General features: G+C 72.1%; 26 protein-coding genes. 16 read left to right on the forward strand and 10 right to left on the reverse strand.

The window, feature by feature from the left end:
• On the forward strand, positions 1 to 226 hold a 226-nt coding region (locus JNW98_RS16110), incomplete at its 5' end, for a hypothetical protein (protein ID WP_223768919.1).
• Between the two features lie 122 nt (positions 227 to 348).
• Here the strand turns inward: JNW98_RS16110 and JNW98_RS16115 are convergent.
• Positions 349 to 1,260 (reverse strand): hypothetical protein, encoded by a 912-nt coding sequence (locus tag JNW98_RS16115; protein WP_223768920.1) that lies wholly within the window; start codon positions 1,258 to 1,260, stop codon positions 349 to 351.
• Positions 1,261 to 1,697: 437 nt separating this feature from the next.
• Here JNW98_RS16115 and purN point away from each other — a divergent pair, with 437 nt between their 5' ends.
• Both purN and purH read left to right on the forward strand, forming a co-directional pair.
• The gene (purN, locus tag JNW98_RS16120) at positions 1,698 to 2,360 is read left to right on the forward strand and encodes a phosphoribosylglycinamide formyltransferase (RefSeq protein ID WP_223768921.1); all 663 of its coding nucleotides are present in this window, start codon (positions 1,698 to 1,700) and stop codon (positions 2,358 to 2,360) included.
• On the forward strand, positions 2,357 to 3,919 hold the full coding sequence (gene purH / locus JNW98_RS16125; protein ID WP_223768922.1) for a bifunctional phosphoribosylaminoimidazolecarboxamide formyltransferase/IMP cyclohydrolase: 1,563 nt from the start codon (positions 2,357 to 2,359) through the stop codon (positions 3,917 to 3,919). Before purN ends, purH begins: the two co-directional genes overlap by 4 nt.
• A gap of 115 nt (positions 3,920 to 4,034) precedes the next feature.
• On the opposite strand, the gene JNW98_RS16130 is transcribed toward purH, so the two are convergent.
• Positions 4,035 to 4,619 carry a hypothetical protein gene (locus tag JNW98_RS16130; RefSeq protein WP_223768923.1) on the reverse strand — a complete coding sequence of 195 codons (585 nt, stop codon included), beginning with the start codon at positions 4,617 to 4,619 and terminating at the stop codon, positions 4,035 to 4,037.
• A gap of 353 nt (positions 4,620 to 4,972) precedes the next feature.
• On the opposite strand from JNW98_RS16130, the gene JNW98_RS16135 reads away from it, so the two are divergent.
• The 6 genes from JNW98_RS16135 to JNW98_RS16160 all read left to right on the forward strand — a co-directional run bounded on the left by JNW98_RS16135 (position 4,973) and on the right by JNW98_RS16160 (position 11,252).
• Complete coding sequence (locus tag JNW98_RS16135; protein ID WP_223768924.1) at positions 4,973 to 5,866, forward strand: bifunctional methylenetetrahydrofolate dehydrogenase/methenyltetrahydrofolate cyclohydrolase; 894 nt, start codon at positions 4,973 to 4,975, stop codon at positions 5,864 to 5,866.
• Positions 5,856 to 6,281 (forward strand): DUF3017 domain-containing protein, encoded by a 426-nt coding sequence (locus tag JNW98_RS16140; RefSeq protein WP_223768925.1) that lies wholly within the window; start codon positions 5,856 to 5,858, stop codon positions 6,279 to 6,281. Before JNW98_RS16135 ends, JNW98_RS16140 begins: the two co-directional genes overlap by 11 nt.
• Positions 6,282 to 6,719: 438 nt before the next feature.
• Complete coding sequence (locus tag JNW98_RS16145) at positions 6,720 to 7,496, forward strand: helix-turn-helix domain-containing protein (RefSeq protein WP_223768926.1); 777 nt, start codon at positions 6,720 to 6,722, stop codon at positions 7,494 to 7,496.
• Positions 7,493 to 8,371 (forward strand): helix-turn-helix domain-containing protein, encoded by an 879-nt coding sequence (locus tag JNW98_RS16150; protein ID WP_223768927.1) that lies wholly within the window; start codon positions 7,493 to 7,495, stop codon positions 8,369 to 8,371. The genes JNW98_RS16145 and JNW98_RS16150 overlap by 4 nt, the downstream gene beginning before the upstream one ends.
• Positions 8,372 to 8,752: 381 nt before the next feature.
• The gene (locus JNW98_RS16155; protein WP_223768928.1) at positions 8,753 to 10,075 is read left to right on the forward strand and encodes a helix-turn-helix domain-containing protein; all 1,323 of its coding nucleotides are present in this window, start codon (positions 8,753 to 8,755) and stop codon (positions 10,073 to 10,075) included.
• A 187-nt stretch (positions 10,076 to 10,262) separates the two neighbouring features.
• Complete coding sequence (locus JNW98_RS16160; RefSeq protein WP_185941384.1) at positions 10,263 to 11,252, forward strand: malate dehydrogenase; 990 nt, start codon at positions 10,263 to 10,265, stop codon at positions 11,250 to 11,252.
• Between the two features lie 69 nt (positions 11,253 to 11,321).
• On the opposite strand, the gene JNW98_RS16165 is transcribed toward JNW98_RS16160, so the two are convergent.
• Positions 11,322 to 12,206 (reverse strand): NAD(P)-dependent oxidoreductase, encoded by an 885-nt coding sequence (locus JNW98_RS16165; RefSeq protein WP_223768929.1) that lies wholly within the window; start codon positions 12,204 to 12,206, stop codon positions 11,322 to 11,324.
• Positions 12,207 to 12,255: 49 nt separating this feature from the next.
• Here JNW98_RS16165 and JNW98_RS16170 point away from each other — a divergent pair, with 49 nt between their 5' ends.
• Positions 12,256 to 12,663 carry a MerR family transcriptional regulator gene (locus JNW98_RS16170; protein WP_223768930.1) on the forward strand — a complete coding sequence of 136 codons (408 nt, stop codon included), beginning with the start codon at positions 12,256 to 12,258 and terminating at the stop codon, positions 12,661 to 12,663.
• A 9-nt stretch (positions 12,664 to 12,672) separates the two neighbouring features.
• Here JNW98_RS16170 and JNW98_RS16175 read toward each other — a convergent pair whose 3' ends face one another.
• Complete coding sequence (locus JNW98_RS16175; RefSeq protein ID WP_223768931.1) at positions 12,673 to 13,644, reverse strand: hypothetical protein; 972 nt, start codon at positions 13,642 to 13,644, stop codon at positions 12,673 to 12,675.
• Between the two features lie 508 nt (positions 13,645 to 14,152).
• On the opposite strand from JNW98_RS16175, the gene JNW98_RS16185 reads away from it, so the two are divergent.
• From JNW98_RS16185 to JNW98_RS16200, 4 genes are all read left to right on the forward strand, one after another.
• A complete protein-coding gene (locus JNW98_RS16185) occupies positions 14,153 to 14,677 on the forward strand; it encodes a DUF6879 family protein (protein ID WP_223768933.1) in 525 nt (174 codons plus the stop codon).
• A 23-nt stretch (positions 14,678 to 14,700) separates the two neighbouring features.
• Complete coding sequence (locus JNW98_RS16190) at positions 14,701 to 15,549, forward strand: helix-turn-helix domain-containing protein (RefSeq protein ID WP_223768934.1); 849 nt, start codon at positions 14,701 to 14,703, stop codon at positions 15,547 to 15,549.
• A gap of 62 nt (positions 15,550 to 15,611) precedes the next feature.
• On the forward strand, positions 15,612 to 15,851 hold the full coding sequence (locus tag JNW98_RS16195) for a hypothetical protein (RefSeq protein WP_223768935.1): 240 nt from the start codon (positions 15,612 to 15,614) through the stop codon (positions 15,849 to 15,851).
• Positions 15,848 to 16,027, forward strand: a complete 180-nt coding sequence (locus JNW98_RS16200; protein ID WP_223768936.1) for a hypothetical protein — start codon at positions 15,848 to 15,850, stop codon at positions 16,025 to 16,027. Before JNW98_RS16195 ends, JNW98_RS16200 begins: the two co-directional genes overlap by 4 nt.
• 77 nt (positions 16,028 to 16,104) lie before the next feature.
• On the opposite strand, the gene JNW98_RS36180 is transcribed toward JNW98_RS16200, so the two are convergent.
• Positions 16,105 to 16,884: a hypothetical protein gene (locus JNW98_RS36180; protein ID WP_263420848.1), complete on the reverse strand. Its 780-nt coding sequence runs from the start codon at positions 16,882 to 16,884 to the stop codon at positions 16,105 to 16,107.
• Positions 16,885 to 17,404: 520 nt separating this feature from the next.
• On the opposite strand from JNW98_RS36180, the gene JNW98_RS16210 reads away from it, so the two are divergent.
• Positions 17,405 to 18,514 (forward strand): serine hydrolase domain-containing protein, encoded by a 1,110-nt coding sequence (locus JNW98_RS16210; protein WP_223768937.1) that lies wholly within the window; start codon positions 17,405 to 17,407, stop codon positions 18,512 to 18,514.
• Between the two features lie 10 nt (positions 18,515 to 18,524).
• Here JNW98_RS16210 and JNW98_RS16215 read toward each other — a convergent pair whose 3' ends face one another.
• The 4 genes from JNW98_RS16215 to JNW98_RS16230 form a co-directional block, all read right to left on the reverse strand.
• Complete coding sequence (locus JNW98_RS16215) at positions 18,525 to 19,583, reverse strand: methyltransferase (protein ID WP_223768938.1); 1,059 nt, start codon at positions 19,581 to 19,583, stop codon at positions 18,525 to 18,527.
• A gap of 91 nt (positions 19,584 to 19,674) precedes the next feature.
• Entirely contained in the window at positions 19,675 to 20,085 is a 411-nt protein-coding gene (locus tag JNW98_RS16220; RefSeq protein WP_223768939.1) for a VOC family protein, read from the reverse strand.
• A gap of 90 nt (positions 20,086 to 20,175) precedes the next feature.
• Complete coding sequence (locus JNW98_RS16225; RefSeq protein ID WP_223768940.1) at positions 20,176 to 20,568, reverse strand: helix-turn-helix domain-containing protein; 393 nt, start codon at positions 20,566 to 20,568, stop codon at positions 20,176 to 20,178.
• 67 nt (positions 20,569 to 20,635) lie between these two features.
• Positions 20,636 to 21,190, reverse strand: a complete 555-nt coding sequence (locus tag JNW98_RS16230; RefSeq protein WP_223768941.1) for a protease inhibitor I42 family protein — start codon at positions 21,188 to 21,190, stop codon at positions 20,636 to 20,638.
• A gap of 124 nt (positions 21,191 to 21,314) precedes the next feature.
• On the opposite strand from JNW98_RS16230, the gene JNW98_RS16235 reads away from it, so the two are divergent.
• Positions 21,315 to 22,058, forward strand: a complete 744-nt coding sequence (locus JNW98_RS16235) for a hypothetical protein (RefSeq protein WP_223768942.1) — start codon at positions 21,315 to 21,317, stop codon at positions 22,056 to 22,058.
• A 31-nt stretch (positions 22,059 to 22,089) separates the two neighbouring features.
• On the opposite strand, the gene JNW98_RS16240 is transcribed toward JNW98_RS16235, so the two are convergent.
• Positions 22,090 to 22,584, reverse strand: coding sequence for an N-acetyltransferase (locus JNW98_RS16240; protein WP_223768943.1), 495 nt, complete (start codon positions 22,582 to 22,584; stop codon positions 22,090 to 22,092).
• Between the last annotated feature and the right edge of the window lie 187 nt (positions 22,585 to 22,771).

The following is a 22,771-nucleotide window of genomic DNA, read 5'->3' on the forward strand; positions in this document are numbered from 1 at the left end:
CGAGGCGAAGCAGGCGGCGCGCCGGGCGCGCAAGGCGCGGAAGTCGCCGATGCCGCCCGTCCCGGACCCGGCGCGGGCCGGCCGCCCCGACGGCGCCGACTGGCACGACACCGACGTGCGCCAGGCCCGCTGGGCGGCGCTGAAGGACTCCGGCGGCGGCCTGATGCCGGACTTCGAACCCCGCGACCCGGCGCGGCTGCTCGACGAGCGGTGGGGCGAGGGGTGAGGTGAGGGGGAGCGAACGGGCGGGCAGGTGACGGGCGGACGAGTGACGGGCGAGGGGCCGGGGGCCCGTCCGACACCCCCGCCCCCGCCCCGTAAGTCCAACTCGAAAAACCCGCGCCGCCGTCAGTCCTCCACGCTCAGCAGCGGCCGCAGCGGCTTCGGCAGGTGGTTCTCGCAGGACTGGCGCGACGTCTGCGTCAGGGCGTCGTCCACACAGGTGTAGTAGTCCCGGTAGATCAGCTGGAACGAGAACGTGGACACGGCGATGACCAGCGCCAGCCCGCCCATCACCAGCCCGCTCACCGCCGCCGTCGTCTGCGGCCGGAAGCCGCCGGGCTGCGGGGCGGGTGTCGGGGCCGGGCCGTCGCCGGTGCGCCGGCCGGCCTTGGCGCGCAGCGAGCTGACCGCCCAGTAGACCGAGAGCGCTCCGAGCAGCAGGGCCACCTCGGGCAGGCTGAACAGCGCGAAGAAGAAGCCCCAGAGCCCGGCGAGGAGGGCGTAGCGGGCGCGGCGCTGGGCCGGGTCGGTGGGGTCCCAGCGCGGACCGCCGCCGGAACCGCCGTTGGCGGGGTCCTGCCCGCCGCCCTGCGGGCCGCCGAATCCGCCGTCGTGCCGGCCCGGCTGCCGGCTGCTCCACTGGCTGCCCCAGGCGGGCGGCTGCCCGGACCCGTCCCGGCCGCCGGAACCGTCGGCTCCGCCTCCGCCCTGTGGCTCGCGTGGCCGCCACGGCCGGTCCGGCCGGTCCGCGGGCGGCGCGGCGAACGGGTTGTCCGGTTCCTCCGGCGTCCCCGGCCGCTGCTCTTCCCGGCCCCGCCGCTCCTGATCACTCGGGCCGGGGTCGGGGTCGCCCCAGGCGCCCTGGTCGCGCCCGGTGGGCTCGCCTTCGCCCCGGCCGCCCCAGCCCTGCTGCTCCGGCGACCGCTGCTCGCGGGCCGCGACCAGCGCCGGCCGGGGGCCGGCGAAAGGCGCGGCGTGCGGTGCGGACGGCGCGGCGGGCGATACGGAAGGCGCGGCGGGCGATGCGGAAGGCGTCATGGGGTCGCTCAACGCCGCCTCCACGGGAAACGGCCGCGTCCCGGCGGACGCGGCGGACAGCGGGAGGGGGCGGTGAACCGCGGGGCGGCGTCGGTCCGGCATGTGGAGTGTGTCTTCCCCTGGTGTCGTCTGTGTCGCGTCCTGCGTCCTGCTCTGTCGCGTCCTGCCCCTTGAGCGTACGGCCGTGAGGCCGGTTTTCCGGAGCCGATCCCGTGCCGCGTCGGCCCGGGCGGACGCGGCAGGTGGACGCCTGGTGGACGCCCGGCGGACGCCGTTCACAGACGCTACCTTCCGCGCGCGCCCCCGTCCCGCGGGGGCCGTCGGGTGTGCCGGTATCGTTGCTGGCGGTCGGCGGCTTCGTAGGGTCCCCCGTATCCGGGGACCCCTCTGTCTCGTACGACCATACAAACCGCACCGCGCGCGAGAAAGGGCCCGCCGTGGCTTCCCCGGCCCCCCAGGCTCACCCCGCCCCCTCCGACTCCTCCACAGATCCCGCCCGTCTCGTCGTCCTCGTCTCCGGTTCCGGTACGAACCTCCAGGCGCTGCTGGACGCCATCGCCGCCGACCCCGCGGGCTACGGCGCCCGGATCGTGGCCGTCGGCGCCGACCGGGACGGCATCGCGGGCCTCGAACGCGCCGAGCGCGCCGGGATCCCGGTCTTCGTCGAGCGCGTGAAGGACCACGCCTCCCGCGCCGACTGGGACCGCGCCCTGGCCGAGGCGACCGCCGCGTACGCCCCGGACCTGGTGGTCTCCGCGGGCTTCATGAAGATCCTGGGGAAGGAGTTCCTCGCACGCTTCGGCGGGCGGACGGTCAACACGCACCCCGCCCTGCTGCCCAGCTTTCCCGGCGCCCACGGCGTACGCGACGCGCTCGCGTACGGAGTGAAGGTCACCGGGTGCACCGTCCACTTCGTCGACGACGGCGTCGACACCGGACCGATCATCGCCCAGGGCGTGGTCGAGGTCCGGGTGGAGGACGACGAAGCCGCTCTGCACGAGCGGATCAAGGAAGTCGAGCGACAGCTGCTCGTCGAGGTCGTGGGGCGTCTGGCCCGGCACGGCTACCGCATTGAGGGACGAAAGGTACGGATCTCGTGACCGCCGAAGGTACGCAGCGGCCCATCCGCCGGGCGCTGATCAGCGTCTACGACAAGACGGGTCTCGAAGAGCTCGCCCGCGGGCTGCACGAGGCCGGTGTCGAGCTCGTCTCGACCGGTTCGACGGCCGGCCGGATCGCCGCCGCCGGGGTGCCGGTCACCCCGGTCGAGGAGCTGACGGGCTTCCCCGAGTGCCTGGACGGCCGCGTCAAGACGCTGCACCCGCGCGTCCACGCCGGCATCCTGGCCGACCAGCGCCTCGAGACCCACCGCGAGCAGCTCGACGGACTGGGCGTGCGCCCCTTCGAGCTCGTGGTCGTCAACCTCTACCCGTTCCGCGAGACCGTCGCCTCCGGCGCGACCCCGGACGAGTGCGTCGAGCAGATCGACATCGGCGGCCCCTCCATGGTCCGCGCCGCCGCGAAGAACCACCCCTCTGTGGCCGTCGTCGTCAGCCCCGGCCGCTACGCCGACGTCCTGAAGGCCGTCGCCGAGGGCGGGTTCGACCTGGAGGCGCGCAAGCGGCTCGCCGCCGAGGCGTTCCAGCACACGGCCGCCTACGACGTGACGGTCGCCAACTGGTTCGCGACGGGCTACGCGGCCGACGAGAGCCCCTGGCCCGACTTCACCGGCACCACCCACACCCGCAAGCAGGTGCTCCGCTACGGCGAGAACCCGCACCAGGCCGCCGCCCTCTACACGGACGGCTCGGGCCAGGGCCTGGCCCACGCCGAGCAGTTGCACGGCAAGGAGATGTCGTACAACAACTTCGTCGACACCGAGGCCGCCCGCCGCGCCGCGTACGACCACGCCGACCCCTGCGTCGCCATCATCAAGCACGCCAACCCCTGCGGCATCGCGGTCGGTACGGACGTCGCCGAGGCGCACCGCAAGGCGCACGCCTGTGACTCGCTGTCGGCCTTCGGCGGCGTGATCGCCGTCAACCGCCCGGTGTCGGTGGCCATGGCGGAGCAGGTCGCCGAGATCTTCACCGAGGTCGTCGTCGCCCCCGGCTACGAGGACGGCGCGGTCGAGGTCCTGGCGCGGAAGAAGAACATCCGGGTGCTGCGCTGCGCCGACGCCCCCGCCGCCGAGACGGAGACGCGGCCGATCGAGGGCGGCGTCCTCGTCCAGGCCAAGGACCGGCTCCAGGCGGAGGGTGACGATCCGGCGCACTGGACGCTCGCGTCCGGCGAGGCGCTGTCCGACGCGGAGCTGGCCGAGCTGGCGTTCGCGTGGCGCGCCAGCCGCGCGGTGAAGTCCAACGCGATCCTGCTGGCCAAGGACGGTGCCACCGTCGGCGTCGGCATGGGCCAGGTCAACCGCGTGGACTCGGCGAAGCTGGCCGTCCAAAGGGCGGGTGAGGAGCGGGCCCGCGGCTCGTACGCGGCGTCCGACGCCTTCTTCCCCTTCCCCGACGGCTTCCAGGTGCTGGCCGACGCGGGCGTCAAGGCCGTGGCGCAGCCCGGCGGTTCGGTCCGTGACGCGGAGGTCGTGGAGGCGGCGAAGGCGGCCGGGGTGACGATGTACTTCACCGGTACGCGGCACTTCTTCCACTGACCGGTCCGGAAGGACGGTCCGGAAGGACGGCCCGGAAGGACGGCCCGGAGAACGGCCGGAGGCCGCACCCTCGCTGAGGATGCGGCCTCCGGGCCGGACGGCGTCCGCGCGGCGCTCAGAAGCGCGGGCGCTGGAACCACTGCGCCGACGCGCGCTTGGCGCAGAAGACGATGGTCAGGATCGCCAGGACCAGCGTCACCAGGCCCAGGCCCCAGGCCCCGATGGTGAAGATGCCGCTGATGATGGCGAACGACGCGTAGACGATGGAGCCGACGCGGACGCCGTTGCGGCCCTTCGCGTAGCGGATGGCGAGGATGATGCCGATGATCGCGAAGACCGCGGCCAGGCCGCCCAGGAAGGCCAGCAGGCCCCGGGCGAGGCCGAAGGCGGTCTCGGCGTCGACGGTGTCGCCGTTGCGCGTGGTGACCGTCTCGCCGGTGTGCTTCCCCTCCTCGTCCTTGACCGCCGCGTAGCCCGCGACCATGAGTCCGGCCACGGCCACGTGCACGGCGGCGATGACCCACAGGAAGATGCGGGCGGCCTTGGTGATGCCCGGCATCTCGGCGGGCACCGGCGCCATGCCCGCGTACGGGTCGCCGCCCTGCGGGTAGGCGGCGTACGGCATGCCCGGCTGCTGCGGGTAGCCGTAGCCGGCCTGCGGGGGCTGGCCGTACGGGTTGTTCTGCTGACCGAAGCTCATGGTCGGGTGGTTCCTCCGTGCGTCATGGGGGACGGACCCCGGGCGTTGGCCATCGGAGGAAGGGCTGAGCGGCTCGCCCCCCTGACCGCCCGCGGCATTGACCGATTCATCGTGGTTGGGGGCTTGACATTTTGTCCAGCCGATATCCTCGGCGTTGTTCAAGTGCCGCGTGACCGTGATCTCCGTGTGAACGAGATCGCCCCCGCGAGAGCCCCGGGAGATCCCCTGCCGGGTCCCCGCGGGCACCCCCACGAGTTCCCGTAGTACCCATGAACACAGACGGCGGAACCACCGGCCGGCCCGACCGGGTCGCGGATTGGAAGGGCCGCCGCCGGATCCAGGAGTATGGAGCCATGACCGCTCAGATTCTCGATGGCAAGGCCACCGCGGCCGCGATCAAGTCCGAACTCACCACGCGCGTGGAAGCCCTCAAGGCCAAGGGCGTCACCCCCGGCCTGGGCACGCTCCTGGTCGGCGACGACCCGGGCAGCAAGTGGTACGTGGCGGGCAAGCACCGCGACTGCGCCCAGGTCGGCATCGGGTCCATCCAGCGTGAGCTGCCCGCGACCGCGACGCAGGAGGAGATCGAGGCGGTCGTCCGGGAGCTCAACGAGAACCCCGACTGCACCGGCTACATCGTCCAACTCCCGCTCCCCAAGGGCATCGACACCAACCGGGTGCTGGAGCTGATGGACCCGGCCAAGGACGCCGACGGCCTCCACCCGATGAGCCTGGGCCGCCTGGTGCTCAACGAGGCCGCGCCGCTGCCCTGCACCCCGAACGGGATCATCGAGCTGCTGCGCCGCCACGGCGTGGAGATCAACGGCGCGCACGTGGTCGTCGTCGGTCGCGGCATCACCGTGGGCCGGTCGATCGGCCTGCTGCTCACCCGCCGGTCCGAGAACGCCACGGTCACCCTCTGCCACACCGGCACCCGTGACCTCGCCTCCCACCTGCGCCAGGCGGACATCATCGTCGCGGCGGCCGGTGTCGGGCACCTGATCAAGCCGGAGGACGTCAAGCCGGGGGCCGCCGTGCTGGACGTCGGCGTCAGCCGGGACGGCGAGGGCAAGATCATGGGCGATGTGGACCCCGGGGTCGCCGAGGTCGCCGGCTGGATCTCCCCCAACCCGGGCGGCGTCGGCCCGATGACCCGCGCCATGCTGCTCGTCAACGTCGTCGAGGCGGCGGAGCTCGCCGCGGAGGGGGCCGCCGAGGGAGCCGAGGGAAGCGTCGATGCAGGCTGAGACGGGCAAGGCGGCCGGCTCCGGGCGGTCCCGGATGTCGCGCCGCTTCCCCCAGTTCACCCGCGACACCGCGCGCCCGGAGGGCGGCGGCCGCGCCGCTCCCGGGGGCGCGCCCGCTCCGGCCCGGCAGTGGCCACTGCTGGTGGTGCTGGGGCTGACGGGGCTGGGGTTGCTGATCGTCGCCCTGGACGGGTTCCGGGTCGGGACGATGCTGATCGGCATCGCCATGATCGGCGGCGCGGTGCTGCGCTGGGCGCTGCCCTCGGTGGGCATGCTGGCCGTCCGCTCGCGGTTCACGGACATGTTCACGTACGGCGGGCTGGGGCTGGCGATCCTGCTGCTGGCGATGCTCGCGCAGCCGCACGCGTGGTTGAAGATCCCCTTCCTGGACGACGTGCTGCACTTCACGGTCTGAGTGCTCCTCCTGCGGCGCGGCTCCTGCGGCGTAACTCCTGTGGCGCGGCTCCTGTGGCGTAATTCCTGTGGCGCGGCTCCTGCGGCGCCGCGTGGAAGCGGACCGTCCTCTCCCCCGTGAGAGGACGGTCCGGCCGGGACGCTGCCGGACGGCGCGGGGTGGACCGCGCCGTCCGGCGCGCTGAAACGACGGTGACGCGCCACATCCCCACCTGCCAAGAGCCGCCGGGAAAACGGGTTCTCGTGGGACGTCCCACCCCCTGACCTGCGGTGGCGACCGCCCTCCTGAGGCCCCGGTGGGACGCGCCCGGGGCGCCGCCGCTGGCCGGAAACCTGCGTGCCGCCCGGCGGCACGGGAAAACACCGGCCGGCGTCGCCATCATGTGCGACACAGGAGGCTCATGCCTCGGGGGACCATGTGACGGGTGTGGGGTGGAACATGCCGCGTTGGAAGGAACTGCCGGCGTCGCTCGACCAACGGGTGAGCCAGTTCGTCGTACAGCTCCGCAGACTCAAGGACCGCAGCGGGCTCAGCCTCGCCGCGCTCGCGGCCAAGACCTCGTACAGCCGGTCGTCCTGGGAGCGCTACCTCAACGCGCGGCAACTGCCGCCGCGGGACGCCGTGGAGGAGCTGGCCCGGGTGTGCGGGGCGGAGCCGGCCCGGCTGCTGGTGCTGCACGAGATAGCGGAGGAGGCCTGGCCGGCCTCCGCGGCGGCACGGTCGGCGGCCCAGGCGACGCCTTCGGAAGGAGGGACGGACGCCGGTGAACTCCGGGAGACGCGACGGCGCCTGTGGCTGTACGTCGCGGCGGTGGCGGTCCTGGTCGTCACGCTGGCGGTCGGGCTGGCCGCCGCGTTCTGGGCCGACGACGAGGCGAAGGACGAGGCGAAGGGCGCCGGGCCGTCGGTCTCGGGCTCCCCGTCCCCCTTCGTCTTCGTGCAGGGACGTTCCCGCCCGTGCCACGTGGAGCGCGGAGACGGTGGCCTGCGGGCCGGGTACAGCCCGACCCGCAGCGTGCTGATGGACCTCAAGAGCAGCGGCTGGGAGGTGCTGGAGGCCCAGTGCCTGCTCAAGCACCACGGCTTCGACCCGGGCCTGATCGACGGCTCCTTCGGCGAGCGGAGCAAGGCGGCGGCCCAGGCGTTCCAGAAGGCCAGGGGCCTGGTCGTCGACGGGATCGTGGGGCCCGACACCTGGAAGGAGTTGCGCCGGTGAGCGAGGGGCGCCCCCTGCCCGCGGAGTGCGCCCGGCTGGCCGCCGTACTGCGGGAGTTGAAGGAACGCACCGGCCTGAGCCTGGCCGCGCTCGGCGGGCGGACCGCGTTCAGCAAGTCGTCCTGGGAGCGGTACCTCAACGGCAAGAAGCTGCCGCCGCGCGAGGCGGTCGAGGCGCTGTGCGCGCTGGCGGACGAGCCGCCCGGGCGGCCGCTGGCCCTGTGGGAACTGGCGGAGCAGCGGTGGTCGGGACGTGCCGCGTCGGCTCCCGGTCCTGGCCCTGGTCCGGAGGAGACCGATGGGGCTGATGAGGTCGGCGAGGTGTCGCCGGTCTCCGACACCGGACGGCGGCCGAGCCGCCGCGTCCCCGGGCGGTACCTCGTCATCGGGGGCGCGGCCCTGGCGGTGGCCGTCCTGGTTCCCCTGGCGCTGCTGGGGCTGCTGGCGGACGATGACACGGCGGGCGGCGCCGTCCCCGGGCCGGGCGCGGCGGGCGCGTCCTACGCACAGTCCTTCGAGCCCGGCTGCCGCGGGCAGGAGTGCGAAGGGGCGGACGCGCAGGCGATGGGGTGCGGCGCGCAGGGGCTGCCCGTCACCTTGGCCACCCGGCGGTCGGCGCGCGGGCAGCGGGTCGAGATCCGGTACGCGGAGAAGTGCGGGGCCGTCTGGGCCAAGGCCACCGGCCTGCGGCTGGGCGACCGGGTGGAGCTGACGCTGCCCGGAGCGGGTGCCAAGGAGGTGAGGGCCGCCAGCCGCCGCGACACGGAGGTCTATCTGGCGACCGCGATGACGGCGACCGACGACCCGCGCCGGGCCCGGGTCTGCCTGCGTCCCGCCGAGGGCGCCGAGGAGTGCTTCACCGCGCCCCGGGGGTGACTCCCGGGGCGGCGGTGAAGCGGGTGGGGGACGGGCGGACGCGGCCGGTCCTCCACCCCCGTGGGAGGACCGGCCGGACGTCCTCCCCGAGCATCCAGACGGCGGGATTCCGGTTCAAGGCGAGGCCGGGTCTTGTGACGCGGAAGAGATCATTCCGCTACGAGGTCACCGTTCTGTACCGGAATGGTTCCCTACCAACGGGACCGGAACGGTTCCCTGCCGACAGGGTGGTTCGGGAGCATGGCGGACGAGGGGGGCGTGCGCCCCGGTGCGTTGATCAACCCGGAACGCCCCTATGCGCCCGCCGAAGGGGAACTGGGAGGCTCTGTCCCGCCCTCCCTTGGGTAGCACCGCGGTACGCAGGGGGACTAGGGGAGGGCCATGCCTCGCTGGAGAGCGCTGTCGGACGAACTGGACCCGCATGTGCGCGAGTTCGTGGAGCAGCTGCGCCGGATCGTCGAGCGCAACGGGATGAGCGTCGGCGCGGTCGCGGACCGCACCGGCTACAGCAAGACCTCCTGGGAGCGCTACCTCAACGGCCGGCTGTTGCCGCCGAGGGGCGCCACCGAGGCGCTCGCGGACGCGACGGGGACGGACGTCGGACACCTGCTGACCATCTGGGAGCTGGCCGAACGCGCCTGGAGCCGGTCCGAACTGCGGCACGACGTGACGATGGAGGGCATCCGGGTCGAGGAGGCGCGCGCGGCCCTGGCCGAGTACGCGCCGCCGCCGCCCGGCAAGGGGAGGCGGGGCTGGACGCTGCGCAGGGCGCGGGGGTCTGAGGATCCGGCCGCGCCGGCTGCCGCTCCCGAGCCCGTCCCGGCCCCCGTCCCCGAGCCCGGCCCCGCTCACGTCCCCGAGCCCGACCCCGCTCACGTCCCCGCTCCCGAGCCTGAGCCCGACCCCGCTCCCGAGCCCCGTACCGGCCTCCCCTCGGCGCGAACGGCCGGTGTGGACGCCCGGGCGCAGGCGGTCCCCCTGACGGGCCCGCCGGACCGGCCGTCCGCCGACCGGCGCTCCGGCACGCGTCCCCGCACCCGCCCCCGTACTCACCCCCGGACCCACCCCCGCCCCAAGCGCCGCGCGGCGCTGCTCTTCACGGTGGGCGCGGTCGGCGCGCTGCTGATGGTCGTCGGGGCCGTCCTGCTGCTCGGCTACGGCCCGGGCGGCGGTGCCCGGCAGCCCGCGCCGCAGGCCGCCGAGCGGAACACCGGCAGCCCTGCCGCCCTCCCCGACGGCGTCAAGTGCGCGGGCGGCGCGTGCACGGGCAAGGACCCGGAGACGATGGGGTGCGGCGGGCAGCGGGCGACGACGGCGGGTTCGACGACCGTCGGCAGCACCTACGTCGAGGTGCGCTACAGCGAGACCTGCAAGGCGGCCTGGGCCCGGATGACGCAGGGCGGTCCCGGCGACACCCTGCGGGTCAGCGCGGCCTCCCGCACCGGTGAGGGCCGCATAGAGCGCGGCACGGACGGTCACAGCACCATGGTGGCGGTCGCCGCGCCGGGCGAGGCCAGGGCCTGCGTGGTGCTCAGCTCCGGGCGGCAGGGTTGCACGGCGCCGAGGAAGGCCGGGACGGACGGTACGCCAGGGGCCTCCGGAGTGACCGGGGCGTCCGAGGCACTCGATACCTCGGGGAAGCGGGGGGCCACCGGGAGCCCAGGGACGGCAGGGGCCTCCGAAGCGTCACAGGAGGTGCCATAGGCCCAGGTGAGGCCCAGGTGAGGCCCAGGTGAGGCCCGGGTGGGACCCGGGTGAGGCGTCCCACACCGGTTCGGGGGTTCCGGGCCTGCGCCGTCGGATAGCCTGACGCCGGATCTCTTGATACCAAGAGAGGTCCGCACAACAGGGGCAGGGACACCCACCGCCAGTTTCGCAGCAGGAGATCGCCATGACCCGCACTCCCGTCAATGTCACCGTCACCGGCGCGGCCGGTCAGATCGGCTACGCGCTGCTCTTCCGCATCGCCTCCGGTCACCTCCTCGGCGCCGACGTGCCGGTCAAGCTGCGACTCCTGGAGATCCCGCAGGGTCTCAAGGCCGCCGAGGGCACCGCCATGGAGCTCGACGACTGCGCGTTCCCGCTGCTGCGCGGCATCGAGATCACCGACGACCCGAACGTGGCCTTCGACGGCGCCAACGTCGCGCTGCTCGTCGGCGCCCGCCCGCGGACCAAGGGCATGGAGCGCGGTGACCTCCTGGAGGCCAACGGCGGCATCTTCAAGCCGCAGGGCAAGGCCATCAACGACCACGCCGCGGACGACATCAAGGTCCTCGTCGTCGGCAACCCGGCCAACACCAACGCCCTCATCGCCCAGGCCGCGGCCCCGGACGTGCCGGCCGAGCGCTTCACCGCGATGACCCGCCTGGACCACAACCGCGCCATCTCGCAGCTCGCGAAGAAGACCGGCACCGCCGTCTCCGACATCAAGAAGCTGACGATCTGGGGCAACCACTCCGCCACCCAGTACCCGGACATCTTCCACGCCGAGGTCGCGGGCAAGAACGCCGCCGAGGTCGTCAACGACGAGGCGTGGCTGGCCGACACCTTCATCCCGACCGTCGCCAAGCGCGGCGCGGCCATCATCGAGGCGCGCGGCGCCTCCTCGGCCGCCTCCGCCGCCAACGCGGCCATCGACCACGTCCACACCTGGGTCAACGGCACCGCCGCCGGCGACTGGACCTCCATGGGCATCCCCTCGGACGGCTCCTACGGCGTCCCCGAGGGCCTCATCTCCTCCTTCCCCGTCACCTGCAAGGACGGCAAGTACGAGATCGTCCAGGGCCTGGAGATCAACGACTTCTCCCGCGCCCGCATCGACGCCTCCGTCAAGGAGCTCGAGGAGGAGCGCACCGCGGTGCGTGAGCTCGGCCTCCTGTGATCCGCGGATCCTGAACGGACGCGAACGGCCCTGCCGTGACGGCAGGGCCGTTCGCCTTTCCCCCCGTCGTCACGGGCCGGGCTTGGCGAACTCCTCGATCAGTACGGGGTACTGCTCCCCGCCATGCCCCGCGGCGATCGCGCGCTCGGCCATCGCCCTGATCAGCCGCGGCAGTTCGGCGTTGATCCCCGCCGCCTCGCTCTCCTCGATCAGGTGCTCCATCGCCCGCGCGTCGGTCTCCAGGGCCGACACCTCGGCCGGGAACGAACCGCTGTCGATCTGCTCGGCGTGACCGGGCAGCCACTCGGCCACCCCGGCGGCCATCTGCCGCGCGAACGGCGCGAACGCCGCCGCGTCGACGCCCGCCGTCCTGAGCAGGGCGGTGCCCTGGAGCCAGGCGTTCAGGACGCTCCACATCATGGTCAGACCGGCCGCGTCGTACAGGGACGCCAGCCCGTGGTCCTCGCCCAGGTGCGTGACGGTGCCGAGGGCGCCGAGCGTGGCCTCGTGCGCGTCGAAGTCCGGGCGCGGCCCGCTGTGCAGGACCAACGCGTCGGCGGTCCCGATCGTCGACGGGATGGCCATGATGGCGCCGTCCAGGTAGCGGGCGCCGCGCCGTTCGGCCCGGCGGGCGGCTTCCCGGGCCTGGGCCGAGCTGCCGGAGGTGAGGTTGAGGAGGGTGGTGCGGCCGAGGTCGGCGTCGCTCGCGTCGAGCAGTTCGCGGACGGCCTGGTAGTCGGTGAGGCAGAGGACCGTCAGGGGAGCGGCGGTCAGCGCGTCGTCGACCGTGGGGGCGCGCCGGGCCCCCTCGGCCACCAACGGATCGGCCTTGGCGGGCGTGCGGTTCCACACGGTGGTCGGATGCCCGGCCTTCAGGAAGGCGCCGGCGAGGGCGCGGCCCATCAGGCCGAGCCCTATGACGGTGACGGGAGAAGCGGTTTCGCTGCTGTTCATGGCAGCATCGTCAACGTTGAGACCGGTGTGAAGGTCAAGGGGGGATTCGATGCGGATCGGGGAACTGGGTCGCCGGACGGGCGTCAACACCCACCAGCTGCGCTACTACGAGGCCCAGGGCCTGCTGGAGGCGGACCGCGGCGCGAACGGCTACCGCGCGTACGACGAGAGCGCCGTGCTGCGCGTGCGGCAGATCCGGCACCTGCTCGACGCCGGTCTGTCCTCCGAGGACATCGCGTACGTCCTGCCGTGTGCGACCGGGGAGGCCCCGGAGCTGCCCGGCTGTCCCGAGCTCCTGGACGCGATGCGGGCGCGGCTGGGGCGGTTGCAGGACCGGATGGACGAACTCGCACGGTCCCGCGACGCGCTGGCGCACTACATCGACGCGGCCGAGCGGACGGGCGGCGGGAGCTACCCGCCGTTCGACGGTTCGGTTCCGGAGCGCGTTTCGGCCTGAGCGGTCCGGTCATGTCGCGCGCAGGGCGGCGCGCACGGCGGCGGCACCCCGTACGGCGGCCTGCGCCGCGCCCGCGTGCGCCCGCTCCATGCGGCACTCAGGGCACCACGGTTCGTCGCCCACCGGCCGGAAGAGGAACGGCTGCGTGTGATCGCCCCGGCACTCGCGCATGTCGCTGACCTTCGGTCGCGGCGGCGCGGGACGCGGGGGTGGGATCGCGGGCGCTTCCGGCAGCTTGCGGACCAGCCGGTTGCGGAGGAGTGCGGCCGCGTGATGGATCCGCTCTGGCAGCCCCGCCCTCAACTCGTCCCGCAACTCGGGCGCTTTGACGCCCCGCAGCAGCCATTCGGCCGCCAGGGGAGCGAGCTCCTTGACCTCCCGGCCGGTGAGCCGCAGCCGCCGCTCGCTGTGGGAGACGGAGGCGAGGATCAGCGCGCCGTGCTCGACGAGTTGCGCGGGCAGGTACGGCGGGGGCTCGGGGCGCAGCCCGGGCGGAGCAGGGGGTGGCGGCTCCGGCGGGTCAAGTGGGTCAGGCGGGGCGGGCGGAAGGGACGTGTTGCTCCCCGTGTTGTCCATAGGGTGACCACCGACCACCCGAGGCCCCGGCTCACCGACGGCCGGTTCCCGAGTACTCGGTGCGACCAGTGCCGCCGCCTCCCCGTCCCGCACGGCCCGCGCCTCTTCGGCACTCAACGGAACCCCGGCCACCAACTGCGTGGTCACCCACCGCCCGTCGGCCCCCTGCCGCCGCCACTCGTGCGCGTAGCCCGCCTCCTTCAGCTGGGCCTTGGCCCGCTGAAACGCCCCGTTCTTGATCCCGGCCCGCCGCGCGGCCTCCGAGAACGAGATGTCGGCGGTGTCGGCGAGCGACAGCAGCCAGAGGAGTAGGCGTACGGCATCCGAAGAGAGGTTCGGGTGGCGAATAATGTCGTTCGGTACTTGAGTGAATCGGCGCAGGGGCGCGCTAACATGGCGCATCATCCCGTTGGTCTCCTTGGAGAGAGCTGGACCACGGCGGTGTAGGCCCTCGCGATGTCCTGCCTAGACATGCGAGGGCTGCTCCGTTTGTGGTGGGTTGGCGCCGAGCGTATACGCAACTATTCGACACGACTCACCAGTTAAGCCTCAGCGGCCGGTCGAATGGTTGCTCGTCGAGTTGCGAGGCGCGCGAGTGTCGTCATGCGCCCCCTCTGCCCTGCGCGCACCGTTGACGTATGTGCTTCTGGGCGGGCAAGGTCGTGCAAAGCGGAGCAACCACTCGCGAGGGAGGCTGTCGTGGCGCTGCACTTGGTAGGTGTCGACCCTGAGAGCGCAGGTGGCAACTGCCCTACGGTCTGGGTGGACCAAGACACCCGTGATCTCATCATCCAGGGGTGGAAAGCCGATGAGGCCACCACTCGGGACTGCTTGAAGACGGGAGCGATTCCCGCAACCGAAGCAGTGGTTCGGATCCCGGCTCGTATGGTGCCGATGATGAGGGAGGCATGCGATGCCGCGAAGCATCCCAAGCTTTGACGAACTGCTGGGATCGGCGCGGAGCTCGGCCTTCCACCTGGAGATGCGGGACGTCTACACCGTGGCGGAAGAGCGGGAATCATTCGCCGCCTGGAGGCGAGGTGAGCGGATCGACGACTCTGAATCACCGATGTGGCGTGATTGGGTGGCACTTGTTCGACGCACCGTCGGACGCGGCGTACAGATGCGCCGTGCGCGGATCGTCTCGGAGCCGGTCACCGATTACATCCGGTTCGAGCATGCGGGAACGTCCGTCATCGTGGATGCGGGCGAGCAAGTCCGCTGGCTTCCGCGGTCGGAAGCGTCCGGCATCGCGTTGCCGGGCAACGACTTCTGGTTGATCGACGGTCGCTCGGTCCGGTTCAATGTCTTCACGGGGGACGGCGTGCCGGCGGAGCCCCAGTTCGGCGAGGACGAGACCGTGGCTCGCCTGTGCGCTGCCGCCTTCGAGGAGGTATGGAAGCGCGCTGTGCCGCACGAGGAATACAAGATCGTCTAGATCGGTGACCGGACAGCCAGTTCATGCCAGAGCCCAGGCCCAGTACCGTCCAGCAGGCACGCGACTCCCTCGCGGCCCGGCTGAGGGACATCCGGCTGGACGCGGAGCTCAACGGGCGTGAACTGGCGCGTCGGTGCGGGTGGAGCGAGTCGAAGACCTCACGGATCGAAAACGCCAGAACTCCCCCTTCGGACGCGGACATTCGTAAGTGGTGCGCTGCGTGCCAAGCGGAAGACCAAGCGCTCGACTTGATCGCCGCGAACCGTGCTGCCGACACCATGTACGTACAGTGGAAACGGCTTCACCGCACCGGCATCCGTCGTCACCAGGAATCGGTCATCCCTCTGTACGAGCAGACGCGCGAGTTCCGCGTGTACTGCTCCAACGTGGTACCCGGCCTTGTGCAGACGGAGGGATACGCCATGGCGCTGTTGTCGACGATCAGCGACTTCCAAGGTACTCCCAATGACGCCCCGGAAGCCGCGGCCGCCCGGGTCGAGCGTTCACAGGTCATCCGCCGGGGGAACCATCGCTTTGCGTTGCTCATGGAAGAGGACGTCTTGTACCACCCACACGGTGGTGCGGAAGTCATGGCCGGACAACTCGGTTACCTGCTGGCGGTCATGGCGTTGCCGTCGGTGTCTCTGGGGATCGTTCCGCGGTCCGCACATCGACACATGTGGGGCCTGGAGACTTTCGTGATTTTCGACGACCGGGAGGTCCAGGTCGAGCTGTTGACCGCCGAGGTGAAGATCACTGAGCCGAGTGAAATCACCGCGTACCGCAAGGCGTTCGCGCGATTGTCCGCCATGGCGGTCCACGGCCCAGAGGCCCGCTGCCTGATAGGCGGGGCCATCACCGCTCTCGGTTGAGCGAGCTGCAAATGCATGCAAGGAAGTGGATCCGGCAGTCGCGCGGCATCTACGGTCCCCGCATGGAGCTGACTGGCCAAGCAACCGGTACCCACGCCTGGCGTGTGGAACTCACCCCCTTCCGGCGCCCCTACCTGGACGCCGACGGCACGGTGTGCGTCCCGCTGTGGCTGTGCAAGGACGGTGAGCACGTCACCGACACCACCCTGCGCCTCCGCTCGTCCGAAGCGGGCCCCTTCAGGGACCACATCGACGGCGTGCTCGCCGAGTCACGCCCGGCCGGCGAGAGGAACCGGACGTGAGGAGCAGCCTGGCGGCCGACGGCACCCGCATGGTGACCGTTTACAAGCGTGAGCCCGGCGTCACCCCCGACAAGGCGCGGACGAAGCAGGTGCCGATCCAGGAACTGGGCCGGCTGCGGGGTGAGTGGGTGGTGTGCAGGTGTCCGTTGTGCTGGGCGGTCACCGGGGGATCGTGACTGCTCCTGCTCCTGCTTCGCCTCGTCCGGGCAAGGGCGTACCCGAAGGCCCCCTGCGAGACAGCCGGTGGGCGCCGTCACCAGGCGAGGATGACGTACCCCTTCCTGCCCGCGCCGGTGTACAAGTCGGCGCCGTAGCCGACGCCGCCGTCGATTCCGTTGTCTCCGGTTCTGCCGATCCTGCTGCCGTGGCCGCCCGTTCCGCCCTGCCCGCCCTTTCCTCCGGTGCCGCCCTTGCCGGGGCTCCCCGCGCTGTAGGACCCGCCGGCTGTGCCGCCGGTCCCGGCCTTGCCCGCGTGGCCCGGATCGCCGCCCTTTCCTCCGCCGGCCCGGGCGACCGTGCTGCCGTCGGGCAGGCCGAGCGTGCTGTCCCCACCACTTCCACCGGCCGTGCCGTCGGCTCCCGGGCCGCCGGCCGTGCCCTTGCCGCGGGTTCCTCGGCCGGCCGCGCCCTTGCCGCCGCCGGACCCGATGGCGCCGCCGCGGCCCACTGTGATCTTCAGTGTGCTGCCGGGGGTCACCGGGACGGTGCACTGGGTGTGGGCGCCGGCACCGTCACCCGCGCCGCCGCTTCCGTTGCGTCCGGCGCCTCCACCGCCCCCGGCACTGGACCCGGCGTAGCCGGCGGCACCTCCGCCGCCACCTCCGCCACCACCGGCTCCGCCGCCACCTCCGCCCCACAGGGTGGCCGTCACCTGGGTGACGCCCTGGGGGACGGTGAAGGTGGTCGAGTAGGTGAAGGACTTGCGGTGTGCGGGGGCCGCCTGGGCGGTGGTCTCGGGTACGGGCAGGACCAGGGCGGCCAGGGCGGAAGCCGCCAGCAGTTTGAGGGCGGACCGTGGGCGGGGGTGTGGCACGGGTGTCTCCGTTTCTGTCGGTCTCCCGCCGGAAGCCGGGCCGGCCGGAGTGACGCGGGCGCTTCGGCTCGGGGCAGGCCATCGGCCGAAGGAGCAGAGGAGTACCGGTGTGATCGGCATGCGGTCAAAGCATCGGATGGGCGGACTGCTCCCACGCTGGGATGCTTCTACGGGGTTCGAACGCCCGCAGTGGGCAAGGGGAGGTGGTGAAAGGTTGCGCGGTCGCCGCCCGCTCGTTTCAAACCCGGGTGTTGTCACCCGACTGAAGGGATATGGCCGTTCAGACGAGCGCGTGTCATTCGTCTCGGTTCACATTCGCCGCCCGTGGCACCTTTCATCCGCAAGGCGCCTGCCGCTGCAACGCGTTGACGGCGTGCATTATCCGGAGGCGGCCGGATATGGACAACCGGCTTCCGGATGATGCCGGGCAGGCCACTCCAGCCTCATGCTGTTCTGTGGGCACAGACGTGCACAGACTTACGCTGAGGGAGGGCAAGTGATGCTGAGGATCCGGGCGTTATTGACTGCCGCTGTCGTCGTCGCGGCCGGGCTGACGGTGGCCGCGGGGCCGGTCGGTGCGGCCGGTGCGGCTGAGGGGGCGGGCGGGGCGGACCGGGAGGTCCGGGAAGCGCTGGAGGCGATCACCACCAAGGGCGGAGTGCCGGGCGCGCAGGCCGTGTTCGGGACCAAGAGCGGGCCGTTGCGGGTGCTCAACAGCGGCGTGGGGGACCTGGAGACGCGGCAGCCGTTCCCCAAGCCGTCCACCGTGCGCATCGGGTCGCAGACCAAGGTTTTCGTGGCCACGGTCGTGCTGCAGCTGGTCGGGGAGGGGAAGATCGAGCTCGACCGGGACATCGACCACTACCTGCCCGGGCTGATCCGGCAGAACGGCAACGACGGACGGAAGATCACCGTCCGGCAGCTCCTCCAGCACCGCAGCGGGCTGCCCGACGAGGAGGACGACCTGTCCGCGATGGGCATCGAGAAGGTGCGCTACAAGCACTTCACGCCGCAGGACCTGCTGGACCTGGCCCTGGACGAGCGTCCGCTCTTCGAACCGGGCACCGACTGGTCGTACAGCAACACCAACTACATCGTGGCCGGCATGCTCATCGAGAAGATCACGGGCCGGTGGTGGGGTGACGAGGTCAAGGACCGGATCATCAAGCCGCTCGGGCTGAAGGACACCGCGGTTCCGACCGGTTACGGGATTCCGGGGGCGCACCCCAGGGGCTACGTCAACCTGGAGGACGGCCGGCGGATCGACATCACGGAGTACGACACCTCGATGGCCGACGCGGCCGGGAACATGACGTCGAGCGGGCCGGATCTCGTCAAGTTCTACGACACGCTCGTCAACGGCAACAAGCTGCTCAAACCGGCCCAGTCGGCCGCGATGAAGGCCACGTCGAAGACGGGCGCCGGCTTCGAGTACGGCCTCGGGATCATGAAGACCAAGAAGTCCTGCGGCGACTTCTGGGGCCACGACGGGCAGGTCTTCGGCTGGACGACGTCAGCGGGCGTCACCACCGGCGGCGCACGGGCGGCCGTCCTGCTCAACGACACCATCACCACGCAGGAGCAGGGCGACCGACTCGACGTCGCCACGGACAAGGCGCTCTGTTCCTGACGCACGCGGGTCAGACGGCGGTCGCCTCCAGGACCGACGTCAGGGAAGGCGTGCGCACGACACGGTCGAGCCGGAAGCCCGTGCGGGCGAGGAGGTCCTCGAACTCGGGGGCCGTGCGCTCGCGGCCCTGGAGGGTCATCAGCATCACGACGTCCAGGGCGACGGCGGGGTGCGGGGAGCCGTCGGCGGGCAGGACGGCGTCGATCACCAGCAGCCGGGCACCGAGGGACATGGCTCGCCGGATGGTGGTGAGGATGCGGAGGCAGTCCTCGTCGGGCCAGTCGTGGAGGATGTGCTTCAGGAGGTAGACGTCACCGCCGTCGGGGACGGACGTGAAGACGTCGCCGGCCTCCACCCGCCAGCGGCCGGTCAGTTCGCCGGTGTCGAGCAGGTGGCCGGCGACGGTCTCCGGGCGGTCGAAGAGGACGCCGGTCAGGCCGGGGTGCTCGGTGAGGACCGCGCGCAGCAGTCCGCCCCGGCCGCCCGCCACGTCGACGACCGTCCCGCCGTCCGGGAACGGGCAGGCGCGGGCGAGCCGTTGGTTCGCCTCGTCGGGGGCGAGGGAGGTCATGGCCGCGTCGAAGAGGCGGCCCTTCTCGGGCTCGCTCGACAGGTGGTCGAAGAACGGGACGCCGTAGGCCGCGTCGAAGCCGGTGCGGCCGGTGCGCACGGTGTCCGGCAGGCCCTCGGCGGAGCGGCGGAACATCTCGTCCGTGAAGAGGAGGACGGCCGCCCGCTGGGATCCCGGTACGTCGGCGCGCAACTCCTGCCCGTCCTCGGCCAGGCCGAACGTTCCGTCCCCGTGATCGTGGAAGATCCCGCGCGCGGCGAGCAGGCGCAGGACACGGCGCAGCGGTTCGGTCTCGGTGCCGGAGCGGGCGGCCAGGTCGTCGGCCGTACGCGGGCCGTCGGCCAGCAGGTCCGGGATGCCGTGCACCACGACGGCCCGCAGGGCGGAGGCGTGGATGTGGCCGTACATGAGGCCGTCCAGCGGGGAGGACGGGTGCGGGATGTCGCTCTGCGCGGCGGAAGCGGAAGGGGTGGAAGGGGCGGAGGGGGCGGAGGGCAAGGCGGTGCTCCTGTCGTGGTGCGTGCGTCGTGCCTACGTTTCCCATCGTCCAGGACGTATGCCCCGTCGCACGCGCCGCCCCCCGCCCGTCTCATCCCTTCGGCTGGGTGAAGCGGATGCGGTTGCCGAACGGGTCGCGGAGGCCGCAGTCGGTGCCGTACGGGCGTTCGGTGGGCTCCTCGGTGAACTCGACGCCCTGGGCCAGCAGCTTCTCGTACGTGCCGCGGCAGTCCTCGGTGGTGAGGATGAGCCAGCCGGCCATCGCGCCCTTGGTCACGAGGTCGCGGACCTGCGCGGCCGTCTCCTCCGACATGGCCGGGGCGCCCGGCTTCTCCAGCAGGATCTGGCGCTCGGGGTGACCGGGGACGTGGACGGTCAGCCAGCGCATGAAGCCCATGTCGATGTCGGCGCCGACCTCCAGGCCGAGCTTGCCGACGTAGAAGTCGAGGGCCTCGTCCTGGTCGAGAACGAATATCTGCGAGTGCGTGATGGCGTTGAACATGCGGATCACGTTAATGACCGGGCCGGGCGGAAACTTATCCGAAACTGCTCGGTTGTCGTCGTGGCTGTCGTGGCTGTCGTGGCTGCCGGATCAGCCGCTCGGCCGCGTCCAGGCCATCGCGAAGCACGTCGGCACCCCCGCCGCCACCGCCTCCTTGCGGTACGCGCGCGGCGAGCGGCCGACGATGTCGCGGAAGGTGCGGCTGAAGGTGCCCGGGCTGCCGAAGCCGACCTCGAAGCAGATGTCGGTGACGCTGCGGTCGGTGTCGCGCAGCAGCGACATCGCGCGTTCGACGCGTCGGCGTTGCAGGTAGCGGTGGGGCGTCTCGCCGAACGTGGCCCGGAAAACGCGGATGAAGTGCGCCTCCGACACGTGCGCGATCCGGGCCAGGGCCGGGACGTCCAGCGGCTCCGCGTAGGCGCGGTCCATGGCGTCCCGGGCGCGGAGCATGCGGCGGTTGGTGTCTTCGGTGGCGCGGTTCACGGTGCTCGGCTCCCGGCTCGGCTTCCTGCTCGGCTTCCTGCTCGGCGGACGGTCTTTACGGACGGTCTCAGCGGACGGTCACGGGGTACGTGACGGACCGGGCGAGCTCCGGGGAGTAGCAGCCGGCCTTGCGGTCGCTGCCGCAGCGGTTGGTGAGGACGATGCGGGTGGTGCCGGGGCCGGCGGCCTCGAACGTGAAGTAGTGGGCGTAGCTCGAACCGATCAGCTCCTTCTCCCGCTCGGTCTGGTACGTGCTGGTGCCGGCGGGGCGGACGACCTTCCGGTCGGGGCCGGGCCCGGACAGGCTCCAGTCCAGCCGCGCGGACGCGCTCTTCCGCATCGCGATCGTGAAGCGCTCCCCGGACCGGACGGTGAGCGTCGCCTCCGTACGGTCGCGCGGGTTCGGCCGCGCCGGGTCGTACGGCGGCATCCGGTCCTCGTGGACGGTGCCGAGCATGCCGCGCCGGTCGTGTTCCCCGCCCTCGGCCGCGGGCTTCTCCTTCTCGTGGCCCTTGCCGCCGCCTCCGTCGCCGCTTCCGCAGGCGGTCACGGCGAGGGCCAGCAGGGCCGCGCCCAGGGACAGGAGGACGGTGCTTCCGGCGGATCTCCGCGATCTGTTCACGAGGTGCGATCTGTTCACGAGGCGCGATCTGTTCACGAGGTCATCTTCGCGGGTGCGGACGGAAGGAAGCCATCCGCATCCGGCGCCGGCGGGCGATGTCAGTGGGTGGCCCTAACGTGCTGCCATGACGTCGTTCTTCACGCGCTACGCGCGGCAGGGTGAGCACGAGCAGGTCTGGAACGAGCTGCGCCGGCTCGGGCCGGTGCCCGGGGCGTTCGAGGAGGACGTGGTGGCCGTGGCCACGGCCACCATGGAGCGGTTCGCACGGCACGTGGTGCGGCTCGCGGAGGCGCTGCCGGAGCTGGGGTTCGTCCGGGCCTCGGAGGGGCTGCCGCCGCACCAGCCGCCCACCGAGGCCACCCCGGCCGCCGTACGCGAGATGGAGGAGGCGGTCGGGCCCCTGCCCGCCGCGCTCAAGGCGAGCTTCCTGACCGTGGGCGACGTGTCGTTCCTCGGCGACTGCCCGGCGCTCGGGCTGCACTACCACGGCGGATTCGAGCCCGAGCCGGGTCCGCCGGGCGTGGAGTATCCGGATCCGCTGGACGTCGCGGGCGTCGAGCACCTCCGGTACGAGTGGGAGGCGTACACGGAGGACCCGGACGGCGACGACGGGGACGACGAGGAGTTCCTCTTCTCGATCGCGCCCGACGAGTTCCACAAGGCCAACGTCAGCGGCGGCACCCACGATGTCGTCCTCCCCGACGCGTGCGCCGATCCCGAGGTGTACGGGGTGCGCGGCCGCAAGGGGATCACGCTCGTCGAGTACCTGCGGACGTCCATAGCCTGGGGCGGGCTCCCAGGCTGGGAGTTCGCCCCGGGGCGGCCGCCCGCGGCACTCGAGAGGCTGGCGGTCCGCCCGGACTTCTGACCGGGAGTGACCGTTCGTGACCGGTGGCGCGTCAGCGCGGCTCGTACCGGACAGTTCCCAGCGGCCAGTCCGCGGCCAGCCAGGCCGACACCGCCTCGTACAGCGGCTTGTCCAGGGCGGCGCGGTCGGCCCTGACCCAGGAGCTCGCCTGGGCGGTGCCGTCGCCGGTGCGGGAGGCGTGGAGGTAGACGCACCCGATCACCTCGCCGTCGCCCACACCCTCGTCCTCGCCCTCGTCCTCGCCCTCGCCCGCGGCGAGGACCGCGTACGCGAACGCCGTCCGCGTTCGGAACTCCTCCGCGTGCCGGCGCAGGTCCGCCAGGTTCTCCTCCGGGGACATCCCGGCGGCCGGCGGCCACCGGCGGGCGCGGAACCCGGGGGTGTCGTGGATGTGGCCGATGCTCGACATCCACGCGGCGTGATCGGACGCGTTGTGCTCGGGACCCAGGGGCTCCAGGCGGAACCCCGGCCCGGAGAACGTCGTGGGAACGTCGAAATCGGCCGGAACGAAGGGGGATGGCGGCATGGGCAGAGGCTACGGGGAGAGATCACATCGAGAGTGGCACAAGTGATTCAGGTCACGCTTTGAGTAAAAGGAGGCATGACCGCCCCGCATTCGGTTAGGCGCGCCCCGTTGACGGCCGAGCTCTGTGCTCCGGCGAGCTCTGTGCTCCGGCCGTCGGCGGAACCACAGGAGATCCGGAAGCAGAGGA

It is taken from the genome of Streptomyces huiliensis (assembly GCF_020037025.1).
GTDB lineage: Bacteria > Actinomycetota > Actinomycetes > Streptomycetales > Streptomycetaceae > Streptomyces > Streptomyces huiliensis.

What these genes read in the sequence shown, in the direction of transcription:
- JNW98_RS16115 (WP_223768920.1), bottom strand. Translation starts at nt 1,260, where the DNA reads ATGACGCCTTCCGCATCGCCCGCCGCGCCTTCCGTATCGCCCGCCGCG.
- JNW98_RS16130 (WP_223768923.1), bottom strand. Translation starts at nt 4,619, where the DNA reads ATGAGCTTCGGTCAGCAGAACAACCCGTACGGCCAGCCCCCGCAGGCC.
- JNW98_RS16135 (WP_223768924.1), top strand. Translation starts at nt 4,973, where the DNA reads ATGACCGCTCAGATTCTCGATGGCAAGGCCACCGCGGCCGCGATCAAG.
- JNW98_RS16140 (WP_223768925.1), top strand. Translation starts at nt 5,856, where the DNA reads ATGCAGGCTGAGACGGGCAAGGCGGCCGGCTCCGGGCGGTCCCGGATG.
- JNW98_RS16145 (WP_223768926.1), top strand. Translation starts at nt 6,720, where the DNA reads ATGCCGCGTTGGAAGGAACTGCCGGCGTCGCTCGACCAACGGGTGAGC.
- JNW98_RS16155 (WP_223768928.1), top strand. Translation starts at nt 8,753, where the DNA reads ATGCCTCGCTGGAGAGCGCTGTCGGACGAACTGGACCCGCATGTGCGC.
- JNW98_RS16160 (WP_185941384.1), top strand. Translation starts at nt 10,263, where the DNA reads ATGACCCGCACTCCCGTCAATGTCACCGTCACCGGCGCGGCCGGTCAG.
- JNW98_RS16165 (WP_223768929.1), bottom strand. Translation starts at nt 12,206, where the DNA reads ATGAACAGCAGCGAAACCGCTTCTCCCGTCACCGTCATAGGGCTCGGC.
- JNW98_RS16170 (WP_223768930.1), top strand. Translation starts at nt 12,256, where the DNA reads ATGCGGATCGGGGAACTGGGTCGCCGGACGGGCGTCAACACCCACCAG.
- JNW98_RS16175 (WP_223768931.1), bottom strand. Translation starts at nt 13,644, where the DNA reads ATGATGCGCCATGTTAGCGCGCCCCTGCGCCGATTCACTCAAGTACCG.
- JNW98_RS16185 (WP_223768933.1), top strand. Translation starts at nt 14,153, where the DNA reads ATGCCGCGAAGCATCCCAAGCTTTGACGAACTGCTGGGATCGGCGCGG.
- JNW98_RS16190 (WP_223768934.1), top strand. Translation starts at nt 14,701, where the DNA reads ATGCCAGAGCCCAGGCCCAGTACCGTCCAGCAGGCACGCGACTCCCTC.
- JNW98_RS16195 (WP_223768935.1), top strand. Translation starts at nt 15,612, where the DNA reads ATGGAGCTGACTGGCCAAGCAACCGGTACCCACGCCTGGCGTGTGGAA.
- JNW98_RS16220 (WP_223768939.1), bottom strand. Translation starts at nt 20,085, where the DNA reads ATGTTCAACGCCATCACGCACTCGCAGATATTCGTTCTCGACCAGGAC.
- JNW98_RS16235 (WP_223768942.1), top strand. Translation starts at nt 21,315, where the DNA reads ATGACGTCGTTCTTCACGCGCTACGCGCGGCAGGGTGAGCACGAGCAG.
- JNW98_RS16240 (WP_223768943.1), bottom strand. Translation starts at nt 22,584, where the DNA reads ATGCCGCCATCCCCCTTCGTTCCGGCCGATTTCGACGTTCCCACGACG.